Origin of the sequence: Phenylobacterium sp., from assembly GCF_036677185.1 — a bacterium.
In the GTDB taxonomy this organism is placed as follows: domain Bacteria; phylum Pseudomonadota; class Alphaproteobacteria; order Caulobacterales; family Caulobacteraceae; genus Phenylobacterium.
In genome coordinates, this window is the sequence record NZ_JAKFEN010000015.1 from 33,187 (window position 1) to 51,249 (window position 18,063).

14 protein-coding genes are annotated in these 18,063 nt (G+C 70.1%); 7 read left to right on the forward strand and 7 right to left on the reverse strand.

Annotation, left to right across the window (positions count from 1 at the left end; genetic code table 11):
- Positions 1-184: 184 nt before the first annotated feature.
- Both V6M51_RS05620 and V6M51_RS05625 read right to left on the reverse strand, forming a co-directional pair.
- Positions 185-1,294 (reverse strand): S-(hydroxymethyl)glutathione dehydrogenase/class III alcohol dehydrogenase, encoded by a 1,110-nt coding sequence (locus V6M51_RS05620; RefSeq protein WP_332765386.1) that lies wholly within the window; start codon positions 1,292-1,294, stop codon positions 185-187.
- Positions 1,295-1,357: 63 nt separating this feature from the next.
- Complete coding sequence (locus V6M51_RS05625; protein ID WP_332765387.1) at positions 1,358-2,557, reverse strand: DSD1 family PLP-dependent enzyme; 1,200 nt, start codon at positions 2,555-2,557, stop codon at positions 1,358-1,360.
- 140 nt (positions 2,558-2,697) lie between these two features.
- On the opposite strand from V6M51_RS05625, the gene V6M51_RS05630 reads away from it, so the two are divergent.
- Positions 2,698-4,077, forward strand: a complete 1,380-nt coding sequence (locus V6M51_RS05630) for an L-serine ammonia-lyase (protein ID WP_332765389.1) — start codon at positions 2,698-2,700, stop codon at positions 4,075-4,077.
- 6 nt (positions 4,078-4,083) lie between these two features.
- Here V6M51_RS05630 and V6M51_RS05635 read toward each other — a convergent pair whose 3' ends face one another.
- Positions 4,084-5,928, reverse strand: a complete 1,845-nt coding sequence (locus tag V6M51_RS05635) for a methyl-accepting chemotaxis protein (protein WP_332765391.1) — start codon at positions 5,926-5,928, stop codon at positions 4,084-4,086.
- A 140-nt stretch (positions 5,929-6,068) separates the two neighbouring features.
- Here V6M51_RS05635 and V6M51_RS05640 point away from each other — a divergent pair, with 140 nt between their 5' ends.
- Positions 6,069-7,226 (forward strand): MFS transporter, encoded by a 1,158-nt coding sequence (locus V6M51_RS05640; protein ID WP_332765393.1) that lies wholly within the window; start codon positions 6,069-6,071, stop codon positions 7,224-7,226.
- 31 nt (positions 7,227-7,257) lie between these two features.
- Positions 7,258-8,283 carry a serine hydrolase domain-containing protein gene (locus tag V6M51_RS05645; protein ID WP_332765394.1) on the forward strand — a complete coding sequence of 342 codons (1,026 nt, stop codon included), beginning with the start codon at positions 7,258-7,260 and terminating at the stop codon, positions 8,281-8,283.
- Here the strand turns inward: V6M51_RS05645 and V6M51_RS05650 are convergent.
- The gene (locus V6M51_RS05650; protein ID WP_332765395.1) at positions 8,280-10,028 is read right to left on the reverse strand and encodes a hypothetical protein; all 1,749 of its coding nucleotides are present in this window, start codon (positions 10,026-10,028) and stop codon (positions 8,280-8,282) included. The genes V6M51_RS05645 and V6M51_RS05650 overlap by 4 nt on opposite strands.
- 140 nt (positions 10,029-10,168) lie before the next feature.
- On the opposite strand from V6M51_RS05650, the gene V6M51_RS05655 reads away from it, so the two are divergent.
- Both V6M51_RS05655 and V6M51_RS05660 read left to right on the forward strand, forming a co-directional pair.
- Positions 10,169-10,633: a (2Fe-2S)-binding protein gene (locus V6M51_RS05655; RefSeq protein WP_332765396.1), complete on the forward strand. Its 465-nt coding sequence runs from the start codon at positions 10,169-10,171 to the stop codon at positions 10,631-10,633.
- Positions 10,630-12,870, forward strand: coding sequence for a xanthine dehydrogenase family protein molybdopterin-binding subunit (locus tag V6M51_RS05660; protein ID WP_332765397.1), 2,241 nt, complete (start codon positions 10,630-10,632; stop codon positions 12,868-12,870). The genes V6M51_RS05655 and V6M51_RS05660 overlap by 4 nt, the downstream gene beginning before the upstream one ends.
- Positions 12,871-12,979: 109 nt before the next feature.
- Here the strand turns inward: V6M51_RS05660 and V6M51_RS05665 are convergent, their stop codons facing one another.
- Positions 12,980-13,963: a helix-turn-helix transcriptional regulator gene (locus V6M51_RS05665; protein WP_332765398.1), complete on the reverse strand. Its 984-nt coding sequence runs from the start codon at positions 13,961-13,963 to the stop codon at positions 12,980-12,982.
- Between the two features lie 80 nt (positions 13,964-14,043).
- Between V6M51_RS05665 and V6M51_RS05670 the strand changes: the two genes are divergently transcribed.
- Positions 14,044-14,460 carry a hypothetical protein gene (locus V6M51_RS05670; RefSeq protein ID WP_332765400.1) on the forward strand — a complete coding sequence of 139 codons (417 nt, stop codon included), beginning with the start codon at positions 14,044-14,046 and terminating at the stop codon, positions 14,458-14,460.
- Between the two features lie 143 nt (positions 14,461-14,603).
- Here V6M51_RS05670 and V6M51_RS05675 read toward each other — a convergent pair whose 3' ends face one another.
- Positions 14,604-15,554 (reverse strand): NAD(P)H-dependent flavin oxidoreductase, encoded by a 951-nt coding sequence (locus V6M51_RS05675; RefSeq protein WP_332765402.1) that lies wholly within the window; start codon positions 15,552-15,554, stop codon positions 14,604-14,606.
- Positions 15,555-15,700: 146 nt separating this feature from the next.
- Between V6M51_RS05675 and V6M51_RS05680 the strand changes: the two genes are divergently transcribed.
- On the forward strand, positions 15,701-16,204 hold the full coding sequence (locus tag V6M51_RS05680; RefSeq protein WP_332765404.1) for a hypothetical protein: 504 nt from the start codon (positions 15,701-15,703) through the stop codon (positions 16,202-16,204).
- Between the two features lie 124 nt (positions 16,205-16,328).
- Here the strand turns inward: V6M51_RS05680 and V6M51_RS05685 are convergent, their stop codons facing one another.
- On the reverse strand, positions 16,329-17,897 hold the full coding sequence (locus tag V6M51_RS05685; protein WP_332765406.1) for a carboxylesterase/lipase family protein: 1,569 nt from the start codon (positions 17,895-17,897) through the stop codon (positions 16,329-16,331).
- Between the last annotated feature and the right edge of the window lie 166 nt (positions 17,898-18,063).

Below are 18,063 nucleotides of genomic sequence, written 5' to 3' on the forward strand. Positions count from 1 at the left end.
CTGGCCCCGCTGCATCATCTGCGCGGCTGGGACCCGTTCGCCAGACTCGCTCCAACGCGCCTGACACCGGTATCATTAGCAGAGGATTTTACCTTTGACACCGGTATCATTCAAAAAAGGCATGACGTGATGCCGAAAAGCGCCAGCTCGTTACGCCGGCGTTACGGCCTCGGAAATTGAAGGGTCAGAACACCACCACGCTGCGGATGCTTTCGCCGGCGTGCATCAGGTCGAAGGCCCGGTTGATGTCTTCCAGCGGCATGACGTGGGTGATCATCGGGTCGATCTGGATCTTGCCGTCCATGTACCAGTCGACGATCTTCGGCACGTCGGTGCGGCCACGCGCGCCGCCGAACGCGGTGCCCTTCCAGACCCGGCCGGTGACCAGTTGGAACGGCCGGGTGGCGATCTCCTTGCCGGCCTCGGCCACCCCAATGATGATGCTCTCGCCCCAGCCGCGATGGCAGGCCTCCAGGGCCTGGCGCATCACCGTGGTGTTGCCGGTGCAGTCGAAGGTGTAGTCCGCCCCGCCGTCGGTCAGCGCGACCAGGTGGGCGACCACGTCGCCGTCGATGGTCTTGGGATTGACGAAGTGGGTCATGCCGAACTTGCGGCCCCATTCCTCGCGGTCGGGGTTGATGTCGACGCCGACGATCATGTTGGCGCCCACCATCCTGGCGCCCTGGATGACATTGAGCCCGATGCCGCCCAGGCCGAACACCACCACATTGGCGCCGGGCTCGACGCCGGCCGTATTGACCACGGCGCCCACCCCGGTGGTCACCCCGCAACCGATGTAGCAGGCCTTGTCGAACGGCGCGTCGGACCGGATCTTGGCCAGGGCGATCTCGGGCAGCACCGTGTGGTTGGCGAAGGTCGAGCAGCCCATGTAGTGGGCGATCTGCTGGCCCTTGTAGGAGAACCGGCTGGTGCCGTCCGGCATCATGCCCTTGCCTTGGGTGGCGCGGATCGCGGTGCACAGGTTGGTCTTGCGCGACAGGCAGCTTTTGCACTGGCGGCATTCGGGCGTGTAGAGCGGGATCACGTGGTCCCCCGGCTTCACGCTGGTCACCCCCGGTCCGACCTCCAGCACCACGCCAGCGCCCTCGTGGCCGAGGATCGAGGGGAAGATGCCTTCCGAATCCAGCCCATCCAGCGTGTAGGCGTCGGTGTGGCAGATGCCCGTCGCCTTGATCTCCACCAGCACCTCGAAGGCCTTGGGCCCCTCCAGGTCCACCTCGACGATCTCGAGCGGTTTCTTGGCCTCGAAGGCGACGGCGGCGCGGGTCTTCATGGGGTCCTCACGGGTCTTCTTTGTCGGCGCACAAAAGGGCAGGCCGGTGCTTCGGGCAAGCCCCTAGACCCGCGCCGTGCGCCGCGCGTCGATGGGCCAGACCTCGACGCCGCCCAGCTCGTCCACCACGAACAGCGCGTCGTGCAGATTGACGGTCGGGTCGATGTGGCCGGGCTGCAGCCAGACCAGGTCGCCGACCTGGGGCGCGTCGGCCGGCCAGGGGATGGCCTCGTCGGCGTCGGTCGCGGTCACCGCGCGGTCGAAGTCGCCGCCGCTCTTCGGCGCCTGGGTCAGGGCGGGATGGAAGATCGCCCCGTGCTCGTCGCCCATCGGCCGCCAGCGAGCGCCCTGCGGCGCGCCGGCCGCGATCCGCGCCGGCGGTCCGTCCACGGAATGGGCCTTCAGGCCCGCATCGCAGACCACGTGGGTCTTGTGGCGCGCCGAGACGACCGTGGCCGCCAGGAACAGCGAGGACGCGAAGGCCCAGGGTCCGCCGTCGGGCGAGGGGCAGTCCTCGTACTCCACGTCCATGAAGGCGTAGGACCCGGCCTGGATCTCATTGAACACCCCGGAGGCCAGGTCCGCTGCATAGGTGCCCGTGCCGCCGCCGGTGACCAGTTGCGGCGCCAGTCCCGCCTCGGTGAGCTCGCCCACCAGCCCACCTAGTCGCTGACGCGTGACCTCGCAGGCAGCCCTGCGCTGGTCGAGATCCGTCAGATGCTGCAGGTGGCCGAGATAGGCCTGGACGCCGCGATAGAGCAGTCCCGGCGCGGCGTTGGCGTGGCGGACGAGCGCCAAGACGTCCTCCGGCGGGACCCCGGTGCGATGGGTGCCCAGGTCGATATCGACGACCAACCCCACGATGGTGTCCGCCGCCACGGCCGCGGCCGACAGCCGGTCGATCTGGCCTGCATCGTCGGCCACCACCGCGATCTTCACCCCGCCCTTGGCGACGGCGGCGATCCGCGCCGCGCCCCAAGGGGCCGGCGGCGAGGTCACCAGCAGGTCGCCGACCCCGGCCGCGGCGTAGACCTCGGCCTCCCCCACGGTCTGGCAGCAGAGGCCGACCGCCCCCAGCTCCACCTGCCGCCGGCCCAGGGTCGAGCATTTGTGCATCTTGCCGTGCGCCCGAAGTTTGACGCCCGCGGCGTCGCACAGGGCCTGCATGGCCGCCAGGTTCTGCTCCAGCACCGCGCGGCGGACGACCAGGGCGGGGGTCATCGGCGGACGGAACGCGAGCGGCGGGCCGGGGCGGTCGGTCATTGGACCTCTCTCGGGAAGGGGTGGGCGGACGCCATGTGATGATGGGTTTTCCGCTCCCGCGCTACTGCCACCTGCAGATTTGGCGACGGCGCGGCGCCCCGCCTTGGCGCGGTTCGCGCGATGACGTACCAACACCGCCTATGACAACGAGCGCGTTCGACCTGTTCAAGCTGGGCGTCGGCCCCTCCAGTTCCCACACCATGGGGCCGATGACGGCCGGAGCGCGGTTCACGGCGCGGCTGGCGGAGCTGGCCCTGCTGGCGGGCGTCGCTCGGTTGGAGGCCACGCTCTACGCTTCCCTGGCCCTGACCGGCAAAGGCCACGCGACGGACCGGGCGGTGATCCTGGGCCTGGCCGGCTTCCGCCCCGCCACCATAGATCCCGACGCCGCCGACGCCGCCCTGGAGACGATCCGCGCCACCGGCCGCCTGAGGCTGGGCGGGACAGGTCCCGAGATCGGCTTCGACGAGGCCCGCGACCTGGTTTGGGCCGGTCGCACCCGCCTGCCGCAGCATCCCAACGCCGTCGCCTTCCGGGCCTTCGCCGCCGATGGGACCCTGATCCTGGAGCGCACCTATTTCTCGATCGGCGGCGGCTTCGTGCTGGACGAGGACGAGATCGCCGCCAACGGCCCGCCGGCCCGCGCCGCGCCCGTGCCCTATCCCTTCGGCTCGGGCGCCGAGCTCCTGGAGCAGGCGGAGCGGGCCGGCCTGACCATCGCCGGGCTGATGTTCGCCAACGAGACCGCCCTGCGCTCGCCCGAGGAGGTCAATGACGGCCTCGACGCCATCTTCACCGCCATGGAGGCCTGTATCGAGCGCGGCATGCGCCAGGAAGGCTGCCTGCCCGGCGGGCTGAAGGTCCGCCGCCGCGCCGCCCAGATCCGCAACGACCTGATGGCCAAGGTGGAGCGCAACATCTCCGACCCGCTGGCCGCCCTTGACTGGGTCAATCTCTGGGCGCTCGCCGTCAACGAGGAGAACGCCTCGGGCGGGAGGGTGGTCACCGCCCCCACCAACGGCGCGGCGGGCCTGCTGCCGGCGGTGCTGCGCTATTATGACCGGTTCTATCGAGGCTCGACCGAGGGGCGGCGCACCTTCCTGCTGACCGCCGCGGCCATCGGCGCGCTCTATAAGCAGAACGCCTCGATCTCCGGCGCCGAGGTCGGCTGCCAGGGCGAGGTGGGCGTGGCCTGCTCCATGGCCGCCGCGGGCCTGACGGCGGCGCTCGGCGGTTCCAACACCCAGATCGAGAACGCCGCCGAGATCGGCATGGAGCACAATCTGGGCCTCACCTGCGATCCTATCGGCGGCCTGGTCCAGATTCCCTGCATCGAGCGCAACGCCATGGGCGCGGTGAAGGCCATCGACGCCTCGCGCCTGGCCCTGCTGGGCGATGGCCAGCACACCGTCTCCCTGGACAAGGTCATCGCCACCATGAAGCGCACGGGCCAGGACATGAGCGAGATCTACAAGGAGACCTCGCTGGGCGGCCTCGCTGTCAATCTGGTGGAGTGCTGAGACCCGTTAACCCGCGCGAGCGGCGGGAAAGCTGTCAGCCAGCCGGGCCTCGAGATCACGCACGGAGCCTTCCTGCACGCCGCCCAGCCGGAAGCGCCGCACCATCTGGCTGAGCTCCTCGGCCTGGCCGGTCAGGCCGTGGCTGGCCGAGGTCGCCTCCTGCACCATGGCCGCGTTCTGTTGGACGCCGCGATCCATGTCGGCGACGGCGCTATTCACCTGACCGATGCCGGTGGCCTGCTCGCGCGCCGAGGCGGCCATGGCGACCACCAGGTCGTGGATCTCCCCCACCTTCGCGGCGATCAGCGTCAGGGCCTCTCCCGCCCCGCCCACCAGGCGCACGCCGTTCTCCACCTCGGCGTTCGAGGTCGAGACCAGGGCCTTGATCTCCTTGGCGGCCTCGGCCGACCTCTGCGCCAGGGCGCGGACCTCGGAGGCGACGACTGCGAAGCCGCGCCCCGCCTCGCCGGCCCGGGCGGCCTCCACCCCGGCGTTCAGCGCCAACAGGTTGGTCTGGAAGGCGATCTCGTCGATCACCCCGATGATCTGGCCGATTTCGTGGGACGACTGCTCGATCCGGGTCATGGCGCCCATGGCCTCGGCGACCACGCCATCGGACTCCTGCGCCGCCTGCGTCGCCTCGCCGACGGCTCGCCGAGCCGCTTCGGCGCTCTCGGCGGTCTTGCCGACCGTGCTGGTGATCTGGTCGAGCGCCGCGGCCGTCTCTTCCAGCGCCGCGGCCTGTTGCTCCGTGCGCTGGGCCAGGCTCTCCGTCGCCGTGGAGATGCCGCTGGCGCCGGCGCGGACCTCGGCCGTGGCTTCCGAGATCACGCCCAGCGTCCGCGCCAATTCCTCCATGGCGGCGTTGAAGTCGCGCCGGATCTTTTCATAGTCGGGCGGGAAGGCCTCCGTCAGCCGCAGGCTGAGATCGCCGGCCGACAGTCGTTCCAGGCCCCTGCCCAGCTGGGTCATGACCTGGTCGCGCCGGCCGTTCTCGGTCTCGCGCTCGGCGGCCGCGCCCTCGCGGGCCTCGGCCGCCTGGGTCCGCTCGCCGGCCTCGCGGGCCAGCAGCGCCTCGCGTTCGTCGGCGGCCTGGCGGAACACCTCGACGGCCTGGGCCATCTCGCCGATCTCGTCGGTGCGCTGCTTGTAGGGAGTCTCCACGGCCTCGCCCGCGGCGACCCGACTCATGACCTTGGTCATGCGGCCGATCGGCGTGACCAGCCCGACCCGCGCCACCCAGACGCCGATCATCAGCATGCCCGCCGAGACCAGGGCCATGAGGCCGGCGAGACCCATCAGCCAGGTGCGGTCGCGGGCGGCCTGGGCCTCGGTGGCCTTGTTCATGTCATTGGCGGCGGCGACCATCCGATCGACCACCTCGCGATGGGCGGTGTAGGCGGCGGCCACCTCACCCATGGAGGCTCGTGCGGCGTCCGTGTCGCCGCGTTCCAGCGCGGGCAGGAAGTCGCCCTCGACCTCGGCCCAGAACCGTTGCACCTCGGCATGCGAGGTCTCGACCATGTCGCGCTTCAGGTCCGCCGGCAGGGGCGCGTCGGTCCAGAAGGCGTGCCGCTGGTCGTACTCCTCATGCAGCTTGGCGATCCGCGCCTTGGCCTCGCCCACGGTCGCCGGAGCGTCCAGGGCCAGGCGAGTCACCAGATAGGCCTCGATCACATAGGCCGGCGGCGGCAGGATGTCGGCGACCAGGTCCTTGCCCAGCACGATGCGGTCATAGAGCGGGCCGCCGACCCGAAGTTGCTGGATGGCGTAGAAGCTGGCGGCGGCGCTCGCCAACAGGCCCGCGAACACGGCGACGGCCAGCAGATTGATGGCCCTCTGGATTCGCATGCCGTCGCCTCCCCGGTTGCACGCAACAATGCAGGGTGGTTCGGTTATGGTTAACATCGCCTTATGCGGCAGACTTTCCTGGCGTATCGATCAGAAGAACTCGGTCGACTTCGCCGGGTTTGACGTCGAAGCTTCGCCGCATGGACCCGCGCGTATTTATTCTAGCCCTTTCAACATTCTCCTTCGGATCCAGCGCCTTCATTTTCGCCGGCGTCCTGGAACCCATGGCCGCCGACCTGGGCGTCGCCACCGGTACGGTGGGCCAGTTGCAGACGGTCTATGTCCTGACCGCGGCCCTGACCGGGCCGCCGCTGGCCATGATGCTGGGGCGGCGAGAGCGCAAGTCGATCCTGCTGCTGGCCCTGGCCGCCTCGATCGTCTTCAGCCTGCTCTGCGGTTTCGCGGCGAACTTCGGCCAACTCCTCAGTTTACGCGCCGTGCTGGGCGCCATCGCGGCCCTGGCCGGCCCCGGCGCCTCGACCATGGCCGCCAGCCTGGTTCCGCCGGAGAAGCGCGGCTCGGCCATGGCCACGGTCACCGGCGGCATGACCATCGCCTTCCTGCTGGGCATTCCGATGGGCAGTGTGGTGGGCTCGGCCTTCGGCTGGCGCGCCACCTTCCTGCTGTCGGCCTTCCTGGCGCTGGTCGCCTTCACCGCCGTGGCCCTGTTCACCCCTCGCGTCACGCCGCCGGCGCCGATCAAGGGCGGCAAGCTCGCCATCGCCACGGCCCTGCCGCTATGGACCGCCGCCTTCCTGGCTTTCGGCGCCAACATGACCATCAACACCTATCTGGCCCCGATCATCCGCCTGCAGACCGGCGTCACCGGCGCCGGGGTCGGGGCCTTCCAGCTGATGATCGGGGTGGGCAGCTTCCTCGGCCTATGGCTGGGCGGCCGCAGCGCCGACCGGGGCAAGGGCGGGCTCTCCGTGGGCCTGGCCTTCCTGACCCTGGCCTGCGGCGCCGGCCTCCACACCCTCGAGCTCATCGGCGGCGCCCCGGCGGGGCTCGCCACCAATGCTATGGTCTGCCTGGCCATCCTGGTCACGGCGACCTCGCTGTTCGCGATCATGCCGGTGCTGCAGAGCCGGCTGGTGGAGGCCCTGCCCACCGCCGCGGTCCTCGCCCTGGCGATCAACGGCTCGGCCGTCTCCCTCGGCCAGGCCCTGGGCGGGGCCAATGGCGGGCTGATGCTGACCCAGTTCGGCGGCCCGGCGATCACCCTTTCGGCCATGGCCCTGGCGATCGCCGGGGCCATCTTCTGGTTCCTCACCGCCGGTCGCGTGCGTCCTGGATGACAACCGCCACGCCAGCAGCCAGTCTGGCGCCATGAGCCTCATACCTCTCCCTGCCCAGCCCGCCGATGTCCCTTGGCCCACCGAGGCTTGGCCGCAGGGCGACCTGCCCGCCGATCTCGACCGCCTCCGCTTCGAAGCCCTGCTCGCCCAGGCCTTCGACACCGACGACATGGGCGAGACCCACGCCCTGGCCATCGTCCAGGGCGGGCGGCTGGTCTTCGAGCGCTACGGCCCACGCCACGGCCCCGACCACACCTATCCGTCCTGGTCCAAGGCCAAGAGCATCACCCAGGCCCTGGTCGGGATCCTGGTGGGCCAGGGGCGGCTCGACATTCACGCCCTCGCCGACGTCCCCGAGTGGCGCGCGCCCGGTGATCCGCGCGGCGCCATCACCCTCGACCAGCTCCTGCGCATGTCCAGCGGGCTGAAGTTCGTCGAGGACTACGTACCCGAACACCCCTCCGACGTGATCGAGATGCTCCAGCGCAGCGGACGTCCCGACATGGCCCACTTCGCGGCGTCGATGCCGCTGGAGCACGCTCCGGGAAGCTTCTGGTCCTACGCCAGCGGCACGACCAACATCGTCTCGCGCATCGTCGCCCGTGCGGTCGGCGCCACGGGCGAGGACTTCCACGCCTTCATGCGCCGGGCCCTGTTCGACCCCCTGGGCATGAAGAGCCCGATCCCCAAGTTCGACGGCGCGGGGACCTTCATCGGCTCGTCCTATTGCTTCGCCACCGCCCGCGACTTCGCCCGCTTCGGCCTGCTCTATCTGCGCGACGGCGTCTGGCAGGGCCGCCGGCTGCTGCCCGACGGCTGGGTCGACTATGCCCGCACTCCCACCTTCCAGCAGCCGGGCGAGGAGAACCGCTACGGCGCCCACTGGTGGCTGGACGTCGGCGGGCCCGGCTCGTTTTCCGCCAACGGCTATGACGGCCAGTACACGGTGCTGGTCCCCGACCTCGACCTGATCCTGGTCCGCCACGGCGCCACGCCCCTGGCCAAGAAGGACGTGCTGAAGACCTGGGTCGGACAGGCGGTAGGCTGCTTCCGCTAATCGGCGTCCCCGGCCAGCACGATTTCCTGGTGCTTCAACGCCACGGCCGCCGGAAGTCCCGACCAGCCCTGCAGCAGCGAGCCGCGGCCCCAGGGCGGGGAGAAGTATTCCACCGCCCCCAGCCAGCCCTCCCTCAGGCAATGCTCCCACCAGGCGACCAGGGGATAGCGCCATCCCGGGAGCCCGCGCCGTAACCGCTCCTCGGCATAGACCCCATCCAGCCACGGCCAGTCCGAGCCATTGTGGTAGCGGAAGGCGAAGGCCGATTTCGAACGCACGTCGGCCCGGTGCTTGAACGGCGGATAGACGCACATCATGCCCCAGTCGCCGAAGCCTTGGTCGCGGTTGTGGCGGGTCTCCAGCCGGCGGCGCACGGCCTCCAGCACCTGCAGCGCCCGCGCGTCGGAGACCGCGTCGTAGCGCAGCAAGGTCAGGCTATCGAGGGTGAGGTGGTCTTCCAGGGTCGGCTCCACCTCGGCCAGGCCCTCGGGGGCGTGATAGTCCGCATGCCAGCCTTCGCGGCGCCACAGGTGGGTCTCCAGCGCCGCGCGCGTCTCGACGGCCAGGGCCTCGGCGGCCTTGCCCAGCGCCGGGTCGAGCTTGGCCCCTAGCTTGGCGATCACGTCCAGCGCGCCGACCCACAGGCCCAGGTCGTAGGCCACGAACCCGCCGCGATAGACGTTGTCGGCCCAGTCGCGGTCGTGGCGCGGCTTCACCGGCAGTCCCATCTCGGAGAGTTCGCGATAGCGGTCGAACACCGCCCTCACCAGCGGCCAGTGGCGCTCGGCCGGCTCCAGGTCGCCCGTGGTGCGCACATAGTCGCCGATCGCCAGGACGAAGAAGAGCGGGCTGTCGAAATGGTCGCTCCACCAGTCGGTCGAGCGGGTGTGGATCCAGTCCATCCCGAAAGCGGTGGTGCGCAGCTCCTCCCAGGCCCGCGCCTGCTCGGTCCCCGAGACGATCACCCCGGAGGGCGCCTCGCCATCGGGCTGCAGGCCTGAGGCCAGGATCTCGATCTCCTCGTGGACGATGCTCGGGGCCAAGCCCAGCAACAGTTGCAGGGTCCAGTAGCCGTCGCGGTAATAGGTCCGGGCCGGGGTCGAATAGTGCAGGCCCGCCGCCAGGCCGTCGAAGCGGCCGCGCTCGTCGCGCCGGACGCTGGAAAGCCCCGCATGGGTCCCCTGCATGACCATGCTGCGCATCACTGGATCGGCCTCCGGCATGAGGTCGCAATGCGCGGCATAGGCCAGGGCCTCGCCCACGATGGTGTCGATGGCGAAATGCAGCGCCCGGTCGGCCTCGGCCAGGTCGGCGCCGGCGGAGACCACCAGGTCCTCGCCGCGTTGCTCGATCAGCACCACCCCCCACTGCAGGTCGATCCGCCGCCGGGTCTTCTCGCGCCGGACCCGCGCCTTGGGATGGGTGCTGCGGTCCCAGTTGGCGCAGCGCTTGGCGGGCGTGAACCCGCGATAGGTCGCGCCCCGGATCACCATCACCGGCGCCTCCTGGGCGGCGAACACGCCACCGGTCCGCGCATCGGTCAGGCCATTGGGGAAATAGACGAACGGCCCGTTCAGGGCCGAGAACCGCAATCGCCCCAGGTCACCCTCGCCCCACAGGGCCAGGTCGGCCCACCCTTCCGCGTGAAGCTCCCCCTGCAGGCGCGGAGCCATGATCGGCAAGGTCACCGCCTGGTCGCTCTCGATCAGCCCGTCGGCGCGGGGCTTCAGGATCGGCTGGCGCAAGATTTCGCTCCCGGCTGCGTCGCCCCGGTTTAGGCCCATCGGCGGAACGCGGGAATAGGTGCGAAAGCTCCGCCGATGCGTATGGACAGCCGCTCGAAAAAGGGCGCAGCCTGCGGAAAAGGAACCTGGGGAGTGCGGCCATGGCGACGTTCCAACTGAACGGCCGGACGGTGACAAGTTCAGGCCCGGAGGACGCGCCCCTGCTGTGGGCGATCCGCGACGACCTGGGGCTCAAGGGCACGAAGTTCGGCTGCGGGATCGGCGCCTGCGGGGCCTGCACGGTGCATGTCGATGGCCAGGCCATCCGCGCCTGCGTCACCCGGGTCAGCGCCGTGGCCGGCGCCAAGGTCGTCACCATCGAGGGCCTCGATCCCAAGGGCGCCCACCCGCTGCAGACCGCCTGGATCGCGACCCAGGCCCCCCAGTGCGGTTACTGCCAATCCGGCCAGATCATGCAGGCCGCCGCGCTGCTGGCCGCCACGCCCAAGCCCACAGACGCCGAGATCGACGCGGCCATGAACGGCAACCTCTGCCGTTGCATGGCCTATGTGCGCATCAAGAAGGCCATCAAGCTGGCCGCCGCCAAGACGGGAGCGCGGGCATGAACAAGCTCCTCGCCCCCTCCCGCCGCGGCTTCATGATCGCCGCCACCGCCGCCGGCGCCGTGTTCGGTTTCGTCACGCCGGGCGCGGCCGCCGAGGCCGGCTTCGAGCCGACCGTCTGGTATTCCATCGACCCCCAGGGGATCGTCACCGTCAACGTCATCCGCGCCGAGATGGGCCAGCATGTGGGCACCGCCATCGCCCGCATCGTCGCCGACGAGCTCGAGGCCGATTGGGACAAGGTCCGCATCGTCAGCGTCGATAGCGATCCCAAGTGGGGCTACATGGTCACCGGCGGCTCCTGGTCGGTCTGGCAGAGCTATCCCCTGATGAGCCAGGCCGGCGCCGCCGGCCGCATCGCCCTCATCGAGGCCGGCGCCAAGCTGCTGGGCGCCGACCCCAAGGCCTGCGTCGCTCGCAAGGGCATGGTCACCGCCGGTGACAAGTCGGTCTCCTATGGCGACATCGTCGCCAAGGGCGGACTGAAGGCGGCCTTCACCGAGGCCGAGCTCAAGGCCATGCCCATCAAGCCGCCCTCCGAGCGGCGGCTGATCGGGCGCGAGACCCAGGCCCGAGACATCCCCGACAAGACCAACGGCAAGGGCCTCTACGGCCTCGACGCCGTGGTTCCCGGCATGGTCTACGCCAGGCCGAAGATCCCGCCGACCCGCAACGAGTCCAAGGTGGTCTCGGTGGACGACAGCGCCGCCAAGGCGGTGCCCGGCTACCAACGGAGCCTGACCCTGGACGATCCCTCCGGCACGGTCCCCGGCTGGGTGGTGGTCGTGGCCGACAGCTTCGTGGCCGCCGACCGCGCCGCCGAGCTGGTCAAGGTGACCTGGGCCAACGGCGACACGGCCAAGATCTCCGAGGCCGACCTCCAGGCCCACGCCGCCAAGCTGATCGCCGACCCCAAGGCCGGCGCCATGGTGCTGAACGACGCCGGCGTCGACGCCGCCTTCGGCGCGGCCAAGTCGACCCTGGAGGCGACCTACACCACCGCCAGCGTGCTCCATTTCCAGATGGAGCCGGTCAATGCGCTGGCCTTCGAGAAGGACGGCGTCTTCGAGATCCATACCGGCAATCAGTGGCAGTCGCTGATCCTGCCGACGCTCGCCAAGGCGCTCGGCCGGCCCGAAGACAAGATCGTCATGCGCACCTACCTGCTGGGCGGCGGCTTCGGGCGGCGGCTGAACGGCGACTATGCGGTGCCCGCGGCCCTGGCCGCCAAAGCGCTCGGCAAGCCGGTCAAGCTGGTCTTCACCCGCGCCGACGACACCCTGTTCGACTCCTTCCGTTCCCCGAGCATCCAGAAGGTCCGCATGGCCTTCGGCGACGGCGGCGCGGTGAGCGCCATGGAGCACCACGCCTGCGCCGGCTGGCCCACCCTGGTGATGGCGCCCTTCTTCATGCCCAAGGGTGTCGACGGGGCCGCCTACGATCCCTTCGCGATCAACGGCGCCAACCATTGGTACACGGTGGGCGCCCACCGGGTGCGCGCGGTCTCCAACGACCTGGCCAACCGCGCCTTCCGGCCGGGCTGGCTGCGCTCGGTAGGCCCCGGCTGGACCAACTGGGCGGTGGAAAGCTTCATGGACGAGGCCGCCCACGCCCAGAAGGCCGATCCCCTGGCCTTCCGGCTGAAGCTGCTGGACGGCGCCGGCCGCAACGCCGGCGCCCCGCCCAGCGCGGTCGGCGGCGCCAAGCGCCAGGCCGCCGTCCTGGCCCGGGTCGCCAAGAGCGCCGGCTTTGGCGGCAAGCTGCCCAAGGACACCGGCATCGGCCTGGCCACCACCTTCGGCCAGGAACGCGACATGCCCACCTGGATCGCCTGCGCCGCCCGGGTGCGGGTCGACCGCAAGAGCGGCGAGGTCAAGGTCGAGAGCCTGCATTTGGCCGTCGACGCCGGGGCCGTCGTCCATCCCGACGGGGCCCTGGCCCAGATGGAGGGCGCCGCGCTCTGGGGCATGAGCCTGGCCCTGTTCGAGGGCGCGACCTTCGCCAACGGCCAGATCGCCGAGACCAATCTCGACAGCTATACGCCGCTGCGCATGGCCGACGTGCCCGAGCTGCACATCGATTTCGTGGAAAGCCCCGAGCCCCCGGTCGGCCTGGGCGAACCGGCGACGACGGTGGTCGGCCCCGCCATTGGCAACGCCATCTTCGCCGCCGTCGGCGCCAGGGTCCGCCACCTGCCCATCCGGCCCGACGCAGTGCTCGCGGCGCTGAAAACGACGTGAGCCCAACCCTATTCCGCTCATCCCGGCGAAGGCCGGGACCCAGGTGAAACCCACCAAGCGCACCGGATGAATCTGGGTCCCGGCCTTCGCCGGGATGAGCGGGTGAGAGTTATCCCATCCCGTGCGCCGCCACGGCCACGGCCAGTTCCTCGCGCATCATCGCCTTCAGCCGCTCCGGCCCGAGGATCTCGACCTTGTCGCCCCAGGTGAACAGGTGCCAGGCCAGTTCGCGCATCCCGCCCGCGGTGAAGCGCACCATCACCCCGCCATCCGCCAGCGGCTCCAGCGACTGGGTCGGATGGAAACGCCAGCCCATGGCCTCCTCGGCGCCATGCGGCCGAACCCGCAGCTCCACCTGCTCCACCTCGTCCTGATAGATGCCGAAGCTGCGGTTCATGAACTCGCGCAGGGAAAACTCCGGCGGCCGCGATCCCGCCGCCTCGCTGACCGCGATCTCGCGGACCCGGTCCAGCCGCCAGGTGCGCGGCTCCACGGAGTCCCCCTCGGCCCCCACCAGATAGTTCGACCGCCCGAACATCAGCCCGAAAGGCGTCACCTCTCGCAGCCGTCCGGGCGACGATCCGCCCGCATAGCGGAACCTTAGTCGTCTCAAGGACTTGATAGCTTCGCGCACCGCGCCGAGCACGATCTCGTCCTCGAAGGGACGAGGCCCGGCATGGATAGCCATGGTCTCGGCCTCCAAGAGAGCCTCCAGGTCCGGCGCGAGCTTACGGCGCGCGCCCGCGCGGATCGCGGAGAGGACCTTTTGCTCCAGAGACAGCAACGCCCCGGCCCGGGTTTTCGACCCCGCCTGCCGGTACTGCTCGGCCGCCGCCCGCAGCGCCGCGAACTCGTCGGCGGTCGGCGCCTGGAAGATGCCGTCCAGGCCCGAAGGGATGCGGAAGCGCTTGGTGGGCGGGTCGTCCACCTCCTCCAACTGGGGGAAGGCGTCGCGCACCGCGTCGCGCATCCGCTCGGCCGTGCGCCGTCCCACCCCCATCTGGTCGGCCATCTCGTCGAGGGTCAGGCCCTCGGCCGACGAGGCCAGCATCCGGGCCAGCTCCAACAGCCGCGCCGCCTTCTCATGCCGCATCGCCGGCTCCCGAAAACATGCGTCCGCTTCTGACGCATCGGCATCCTATCAAGATCATGCCGAGACGAAAGGTGACTTCGATGACCAGCCGCAACGTGACCCGCTTCCGCCCCGCCCCCCGCCGCCCCGTTTCCGGTCGCGATGCCGAGCCGCTGTTCCTGTTCGACGCCCGGCGTCCGACCCAGCCGGCCAGCGCCGCCATGATCGACCAGGTCATCACCCACGCCGACATCGCCGTGCGGCTCTCCGGCGGACGCCTGAAGCTGCGGCTCAGCGCCGGGATGATCGAGGAACTGCAGGGGAAGGGCCGCCTTGGCGACGACGCCCATCGCCTGGCCGACCTCACCGTGGTCTGGGACGAGCAAGAAGGCCAGGTGGTCAATGTCCGCGACGACGCCCGCCTGCGCGACGCCGCCCAGCGCTGGTCGGCCCTGGACGCGCTCTGGGACGAAGAAAGCTACGAGCCCGAACATGCGATGAGGTCCGCAGCGGCCTAATCTTTTCCCTCCTCTTTATGGGGAGGGCAGACCACGCAGCGGTCGAGGGTGGGGCTTTCTGAAGCTTCCGCGCAGACGGCCGGACTTCCCCACCCTGACGGCTTCGCCGCCTTTCCCTCCCCATAAAGAGGAGGGAAAAGAGGTTAGGCTCCGACCATCCCGTACTTCCCCGCCATCTCGGCCATGATCGCCTCGAACTCGGCGACCGTCTCCTTGATCACCTGGGCCACCGGCTTGACCTCGTCGATCCGCCCCGCGACCTGGCCCGACAGCGCGATGGACGCCTCCATGTCGCCGCCGAAATAGAGCGCCTGGGTGTTCTTGAACTCCGACATCACCCCGTTTTCGCCAGGGTCGCGCTCCAGCCGCGAGGTGCGCTCGGTGCGCAGCGCCCGCAGGGCGGCTCCGGGCCCGAAGCGGTTCAGGAACACCGTGTCGGTCTCCTTGGCCGCGACGATGGCGTCCTTCCAGTTCTGGTGCACCGGGCTCTCGGCGGCCGAAACCATCCGAGTGCCCATCTGCACGCCCTCGGCCCCAAGCGCGAAAGCCGCGGCCATGGTGCGGCCGTCGACCATGCCGCCCGCCGCGATCACCGGCACGCCCACCTTCGAACAGACCAGGGGCAGCAGCACCATGCTCGACACGTCGCGGGCGTTCTTGAAGCCGCCGCCCTCGGCGCCCTCCACCACTAGCCCATCGACCCCGGCGTCGATGGCCTTCAGGGCCGCGGCCAGCGACGGCACCACGTGGAAGACGGTCAGGCCCGCCTCCTTGAGCTGGCTGCAATAGCGGTTCGGATCGCCGGCCGAGGTGGTGACGAACTTCACCCCCTGGTCGACCACGAAGGAGACGATGTCGGCGTCGCGCACATAGGCTTGGGCGATATTGACCCCGAACGGCTTGGTGGTGAGTTGGCGCATCTTCTTGACCTCTTCGCGCACGGCGTCGAGTTCGCCCGACGAGGTCTCGATGATCCCAAGCCCCCCGGCGTTGGACACCGCCGACGCCAACTTCGACCGCGCGATCCAGCCCATGGGCGCCTGGATGATCGGATACTGGACGCCGAGAAGCTCGGTGATGCGGGTCTTGATCATGGCGGCGCTTCCTCAAACGGCTGTTTGAAACATCTGCGCCGATCACCCCCCAGGCCGTCAAGCCGCCTTCCGCGCCTCCCCGCGAAAGTCTTCTTGCGAGTCATTCTTAATAGCAATACGGTCGGCGACCACATGAGGACGCCGCAATGCCCGCACCCGAGTCGACCGCAGCCGCCCGCCTCGACGAACTCTGCCAGGGCGAGCACATGCTGCTCTGGGCGTTCCGGGCGCTCGCTATCGGAGCGGGGGACTGCCGGCTGGTCCGGCAGCAGTTCGACGACGCTTGTGGACCGGTCGGGGTCGAGGCCCTCGCGGCGCTCACCGTCTTCGTCCGCGAACTGGCCCGGGGCGGCCGGCGCAAGATCACCCTGGCGGCTCCGGGCTCCATGCGCATCACCCGCGACGAGCAGCTCATCCTGGCCCTGTTCGCCGCCGCCCAGGCCGAGGACTATGCCCGGCTGGAAGCCCACCTCGCCTGGCTGCTGGCCGGCGAGCCCCGCCCGCCCTTCCCCGCCGCCGCCTGCCTCACCGCCCAGGCCCTGGGGATGAACGGCTACCTGCTGCGGCTGCCGGAGATGGAGGCGCCTGCGAAAACCGCGCGACCGGCTCAGCTTCGTCCTCTCCCCGCTCGAGGGGAGAGGGTAGGGTGAGGGGTTGCGACGCGCAGCGGCGCTCTCCGGCCGCTCAGCCAACTCAGCGCAGCGGCAAGGCCCCCCTCACCCTACCCTCTCCCCCCGAAGGCGGGTGGAGAGGAGGAGCTAAAGTCCGCCGCGCCTACGTCCCCGGCTGGATGTAGGGCACGGCCTCGAACAGCCGCCGCTCGTCGCCGCGGGGATCGTCGACCACCCGGGTCTCGATGTCGAAGACCATGGTCGCCCGCCGATCCAGCTCGTAGCGCGGCCAGGGCGGCAGGGCCGCGATGTTGGGATCGCCCGTCCGCGCCAGGGCGATGAAGGCCTCGCTCATCTGGTCGGCGACCCTCTGGTGAGCCGGGATTGCGGCATAGGGCGACCCGCTCGCGGCGATGTTGTCGAAGGCCAGCGCGATGTCAGCGGCATGTGGCGCCCCCAGCCGTCCGCCCTGGGCGCTGGTCCTCAGATCGAGCTGATAGACCCAGCCTGGCGCACCGGCCCGCGCCCGTTCCTCGGCTTCGATCACCTGGCCGCGCCAGGACCGCCCCGCCGTGGTGGCGGCGAAGAACACGTCGGTGGGCGAATAGGTCGGATAGAGCCGCCGATAGGTTGCGACCACATGGTCCGGATCGATGTCGACCCGCATCTCCGGCGCTATACGGCCAGCGAGCTCCTCCCAGCGCATGGCGAAGGGATCGGGCTTGGAGCCCGCCAGGAAGGCGCGGGTTTCGTCGTGGGTGTTGCCCAGGATCATCGGGACCTTCAGGCCCTGCGGATGGGCGTCTGGATAGAACGGGTGGCGCGCCAGGCTGCGCTGATCCACCACCGGCCCGAAATAGAGCCGCCCCGGCGTGAAGGGATCGGCCGCGGCCAGGCCCTCGATCAACCGGTCGGTCGGCAGGGTCGCGGCCTCGGCGGCGCGGTCGGGCGTCAGGCCGAGCGTCTTGAGGAACAGCTCCATCCGCTCGGTGGCGTGCAGCGGCCCGGACGCGGTCACCTGCTGGCCGCTCATGGTCGCCGCCGAATGGAACAGCCCCTTGGCGACCGGCATGGCCATCATGGTGGCGATCTTCGCGCCGCCGCCGGACTGGCCGAACACCATCACCCGGCCCGGATCGCCGCCGAACGCGGCGATATTGTCGGCCACCCATTTCAGGGCCAGCACGATGTCCAGCATTCCGGCGTTGCCCGAGTCCGCGAACTCAGGCCCCGCCAGCCTGGCGAGGAAGCCGTAGCCGAACACGTTGAGCCGGTGGTTGATCGTCACCACCACCACGTCGCCGCGCCGGCAGAGCCGCGCCCCGTCATAGAGCGGCGAGCTCCCGGAGCCCGACGCATAGGCGCCGCCGTGCAGATAGACCATCACCGGCCGCTTGACCCCGTCCCGTAGGCCTGGCGTCCAGATATTGAGGAATAGGCAGTCCTCACTCTGCGGCTCGTCGGCCTTGCCGGCCTGGGGGGAGGCCGGGCCGAAGGCGACGCTCTCAAGGGTCTTGGTCCAGGGCGTGGGCGTCACGGGCGGGCGGAAGCGCCGGGGGCTGGTGTCGGCGCCGTAGCGCACGCCCTTGAACACCTTGATCGTCCCGTCGGCATAGCCGCGCACAGGTCCGTGGGTCGTGCGCGCCGTGGGCGAGGCGGTCGCCGCGAACCCACCGCCGGGCAGCAGCAGCCCCGCCGCGGCGAACAGGGCGCGCCGATTGAGGTGGTCCATGGGTCGTCCTCCCACGCTCACCCTAGAACTCCTGACACCGGTGTCAAAGATTGGATGCGCACCGTGTTCCTCCCCCGTTGACGGAGGAAGGGGACCGCCGATAGGCGGTGGAGGGGGCGGCCTCAAGCTCAGAGCCCGGTCCCGCCCCCTCCACCATCCTGGCGGA

What these genes read in the sequence shown, in the direction of transcription:
- V6M51_RS05675 (WP_332765402.1), bottom strand. Translation starts at nt 15,554, where the DNA reads ATGATCAAGACCCGCATCACCGAGCTTCTCGGCGTCCAGTATCCGATC.
- V6M51_RS05660 (WP_332765397.1), top strand. Translation starts at nt 10,630, where the DNA reads ATGAACAAGCTCCTCGCCCCCTCCCGCCGCGGCTTCATGATCGCCGCC.
- V6M51_RS05640 (WP_332765393.1), top strand. Translation starts at nt 6,069, where the DNA reads ATGGACCCGCGCGTATTTATTCTAGCCCTTTCAACATTCTCCTTCGGA.
- V6M51_RS05645 (WP_332765394.1), top strand. Translation starts at nt 7,258, where the DNA reads ATGAGCCTCATACCTCTCCCTGCCCAGCCCGCCGATGTCCCTTGGCCC.
- V6M51_RS05670 (WP_332765400.1), top strand. Translation starts at nt 14,044, where the DNA reads ATGACCAGCCGCAACGTGACCCGCTTCCGCCCCGCCCCCCGCCGCCCC.
- V6M51_RS05685 (WP_332765406.1), bottom strand. Translation starts at nt 17,897, where the DNA reads ATGGACCACCTCAATCGGCGCGCCCTGTTCGCCGCGGCGGGGCTGCTG.
- V6M51_RS05620 (WP_332765386.1), bottom strand. Translation starts at nt 1,294, where the DNA reads ATGAAGACCCGCGCCGCCGTCGCCTTCGAGGCCAAGAAACCGCTCGAG.
- V6M51_RS05630 (WP_332765389.1), top strand. Translation starts at nt 2,698, where the DNA reads ATGACAACGAGCGCGTTCGACCTGTTCAAGCTGGGCGTCGGCCCCTCC.
- V6M51_RS05680 (WP_332765404.1), top strand. Translation starts at nt 15,701, where the DNA reads ATGCCCGCACCCGAGTCGACCGCAGCCGCCCGCCTCGACGAACTCTGC.
- V6M51_RS05635 (WP_332765391.1), bottom strand. Translation starts at nt 5,928, where the DNA reads ATGCGAATCCAGAGGGCCATCAATCTGCTGGCCGTCGCCGTGTTCGCG.
- V6M51_RS05625 (WP_332765387.1), bottom strand. Translation starts at nt 2,557, where the DNA reads ATGACCGACCGCCCCGGCCCGCCGCTCGCGTTCCGTCCGCCGATGACC.
- V6M51_RS05655 (WP_332765396.1), top strand. Translation starts at nt 10,169, where the DNA reads ATGGCGACGTTCCAACTGAACGGCCGGACGGTGACAAGTTCAGGCCCG.
- V6M51_RS05665 (WP_332765398.1), bottom strand. Translation starts at nt 13,963, where the DNA reads ATGCGGCATGAGAAGGCGGCGCGGCTGTTGGAGCTGGCCCGGATGCTG.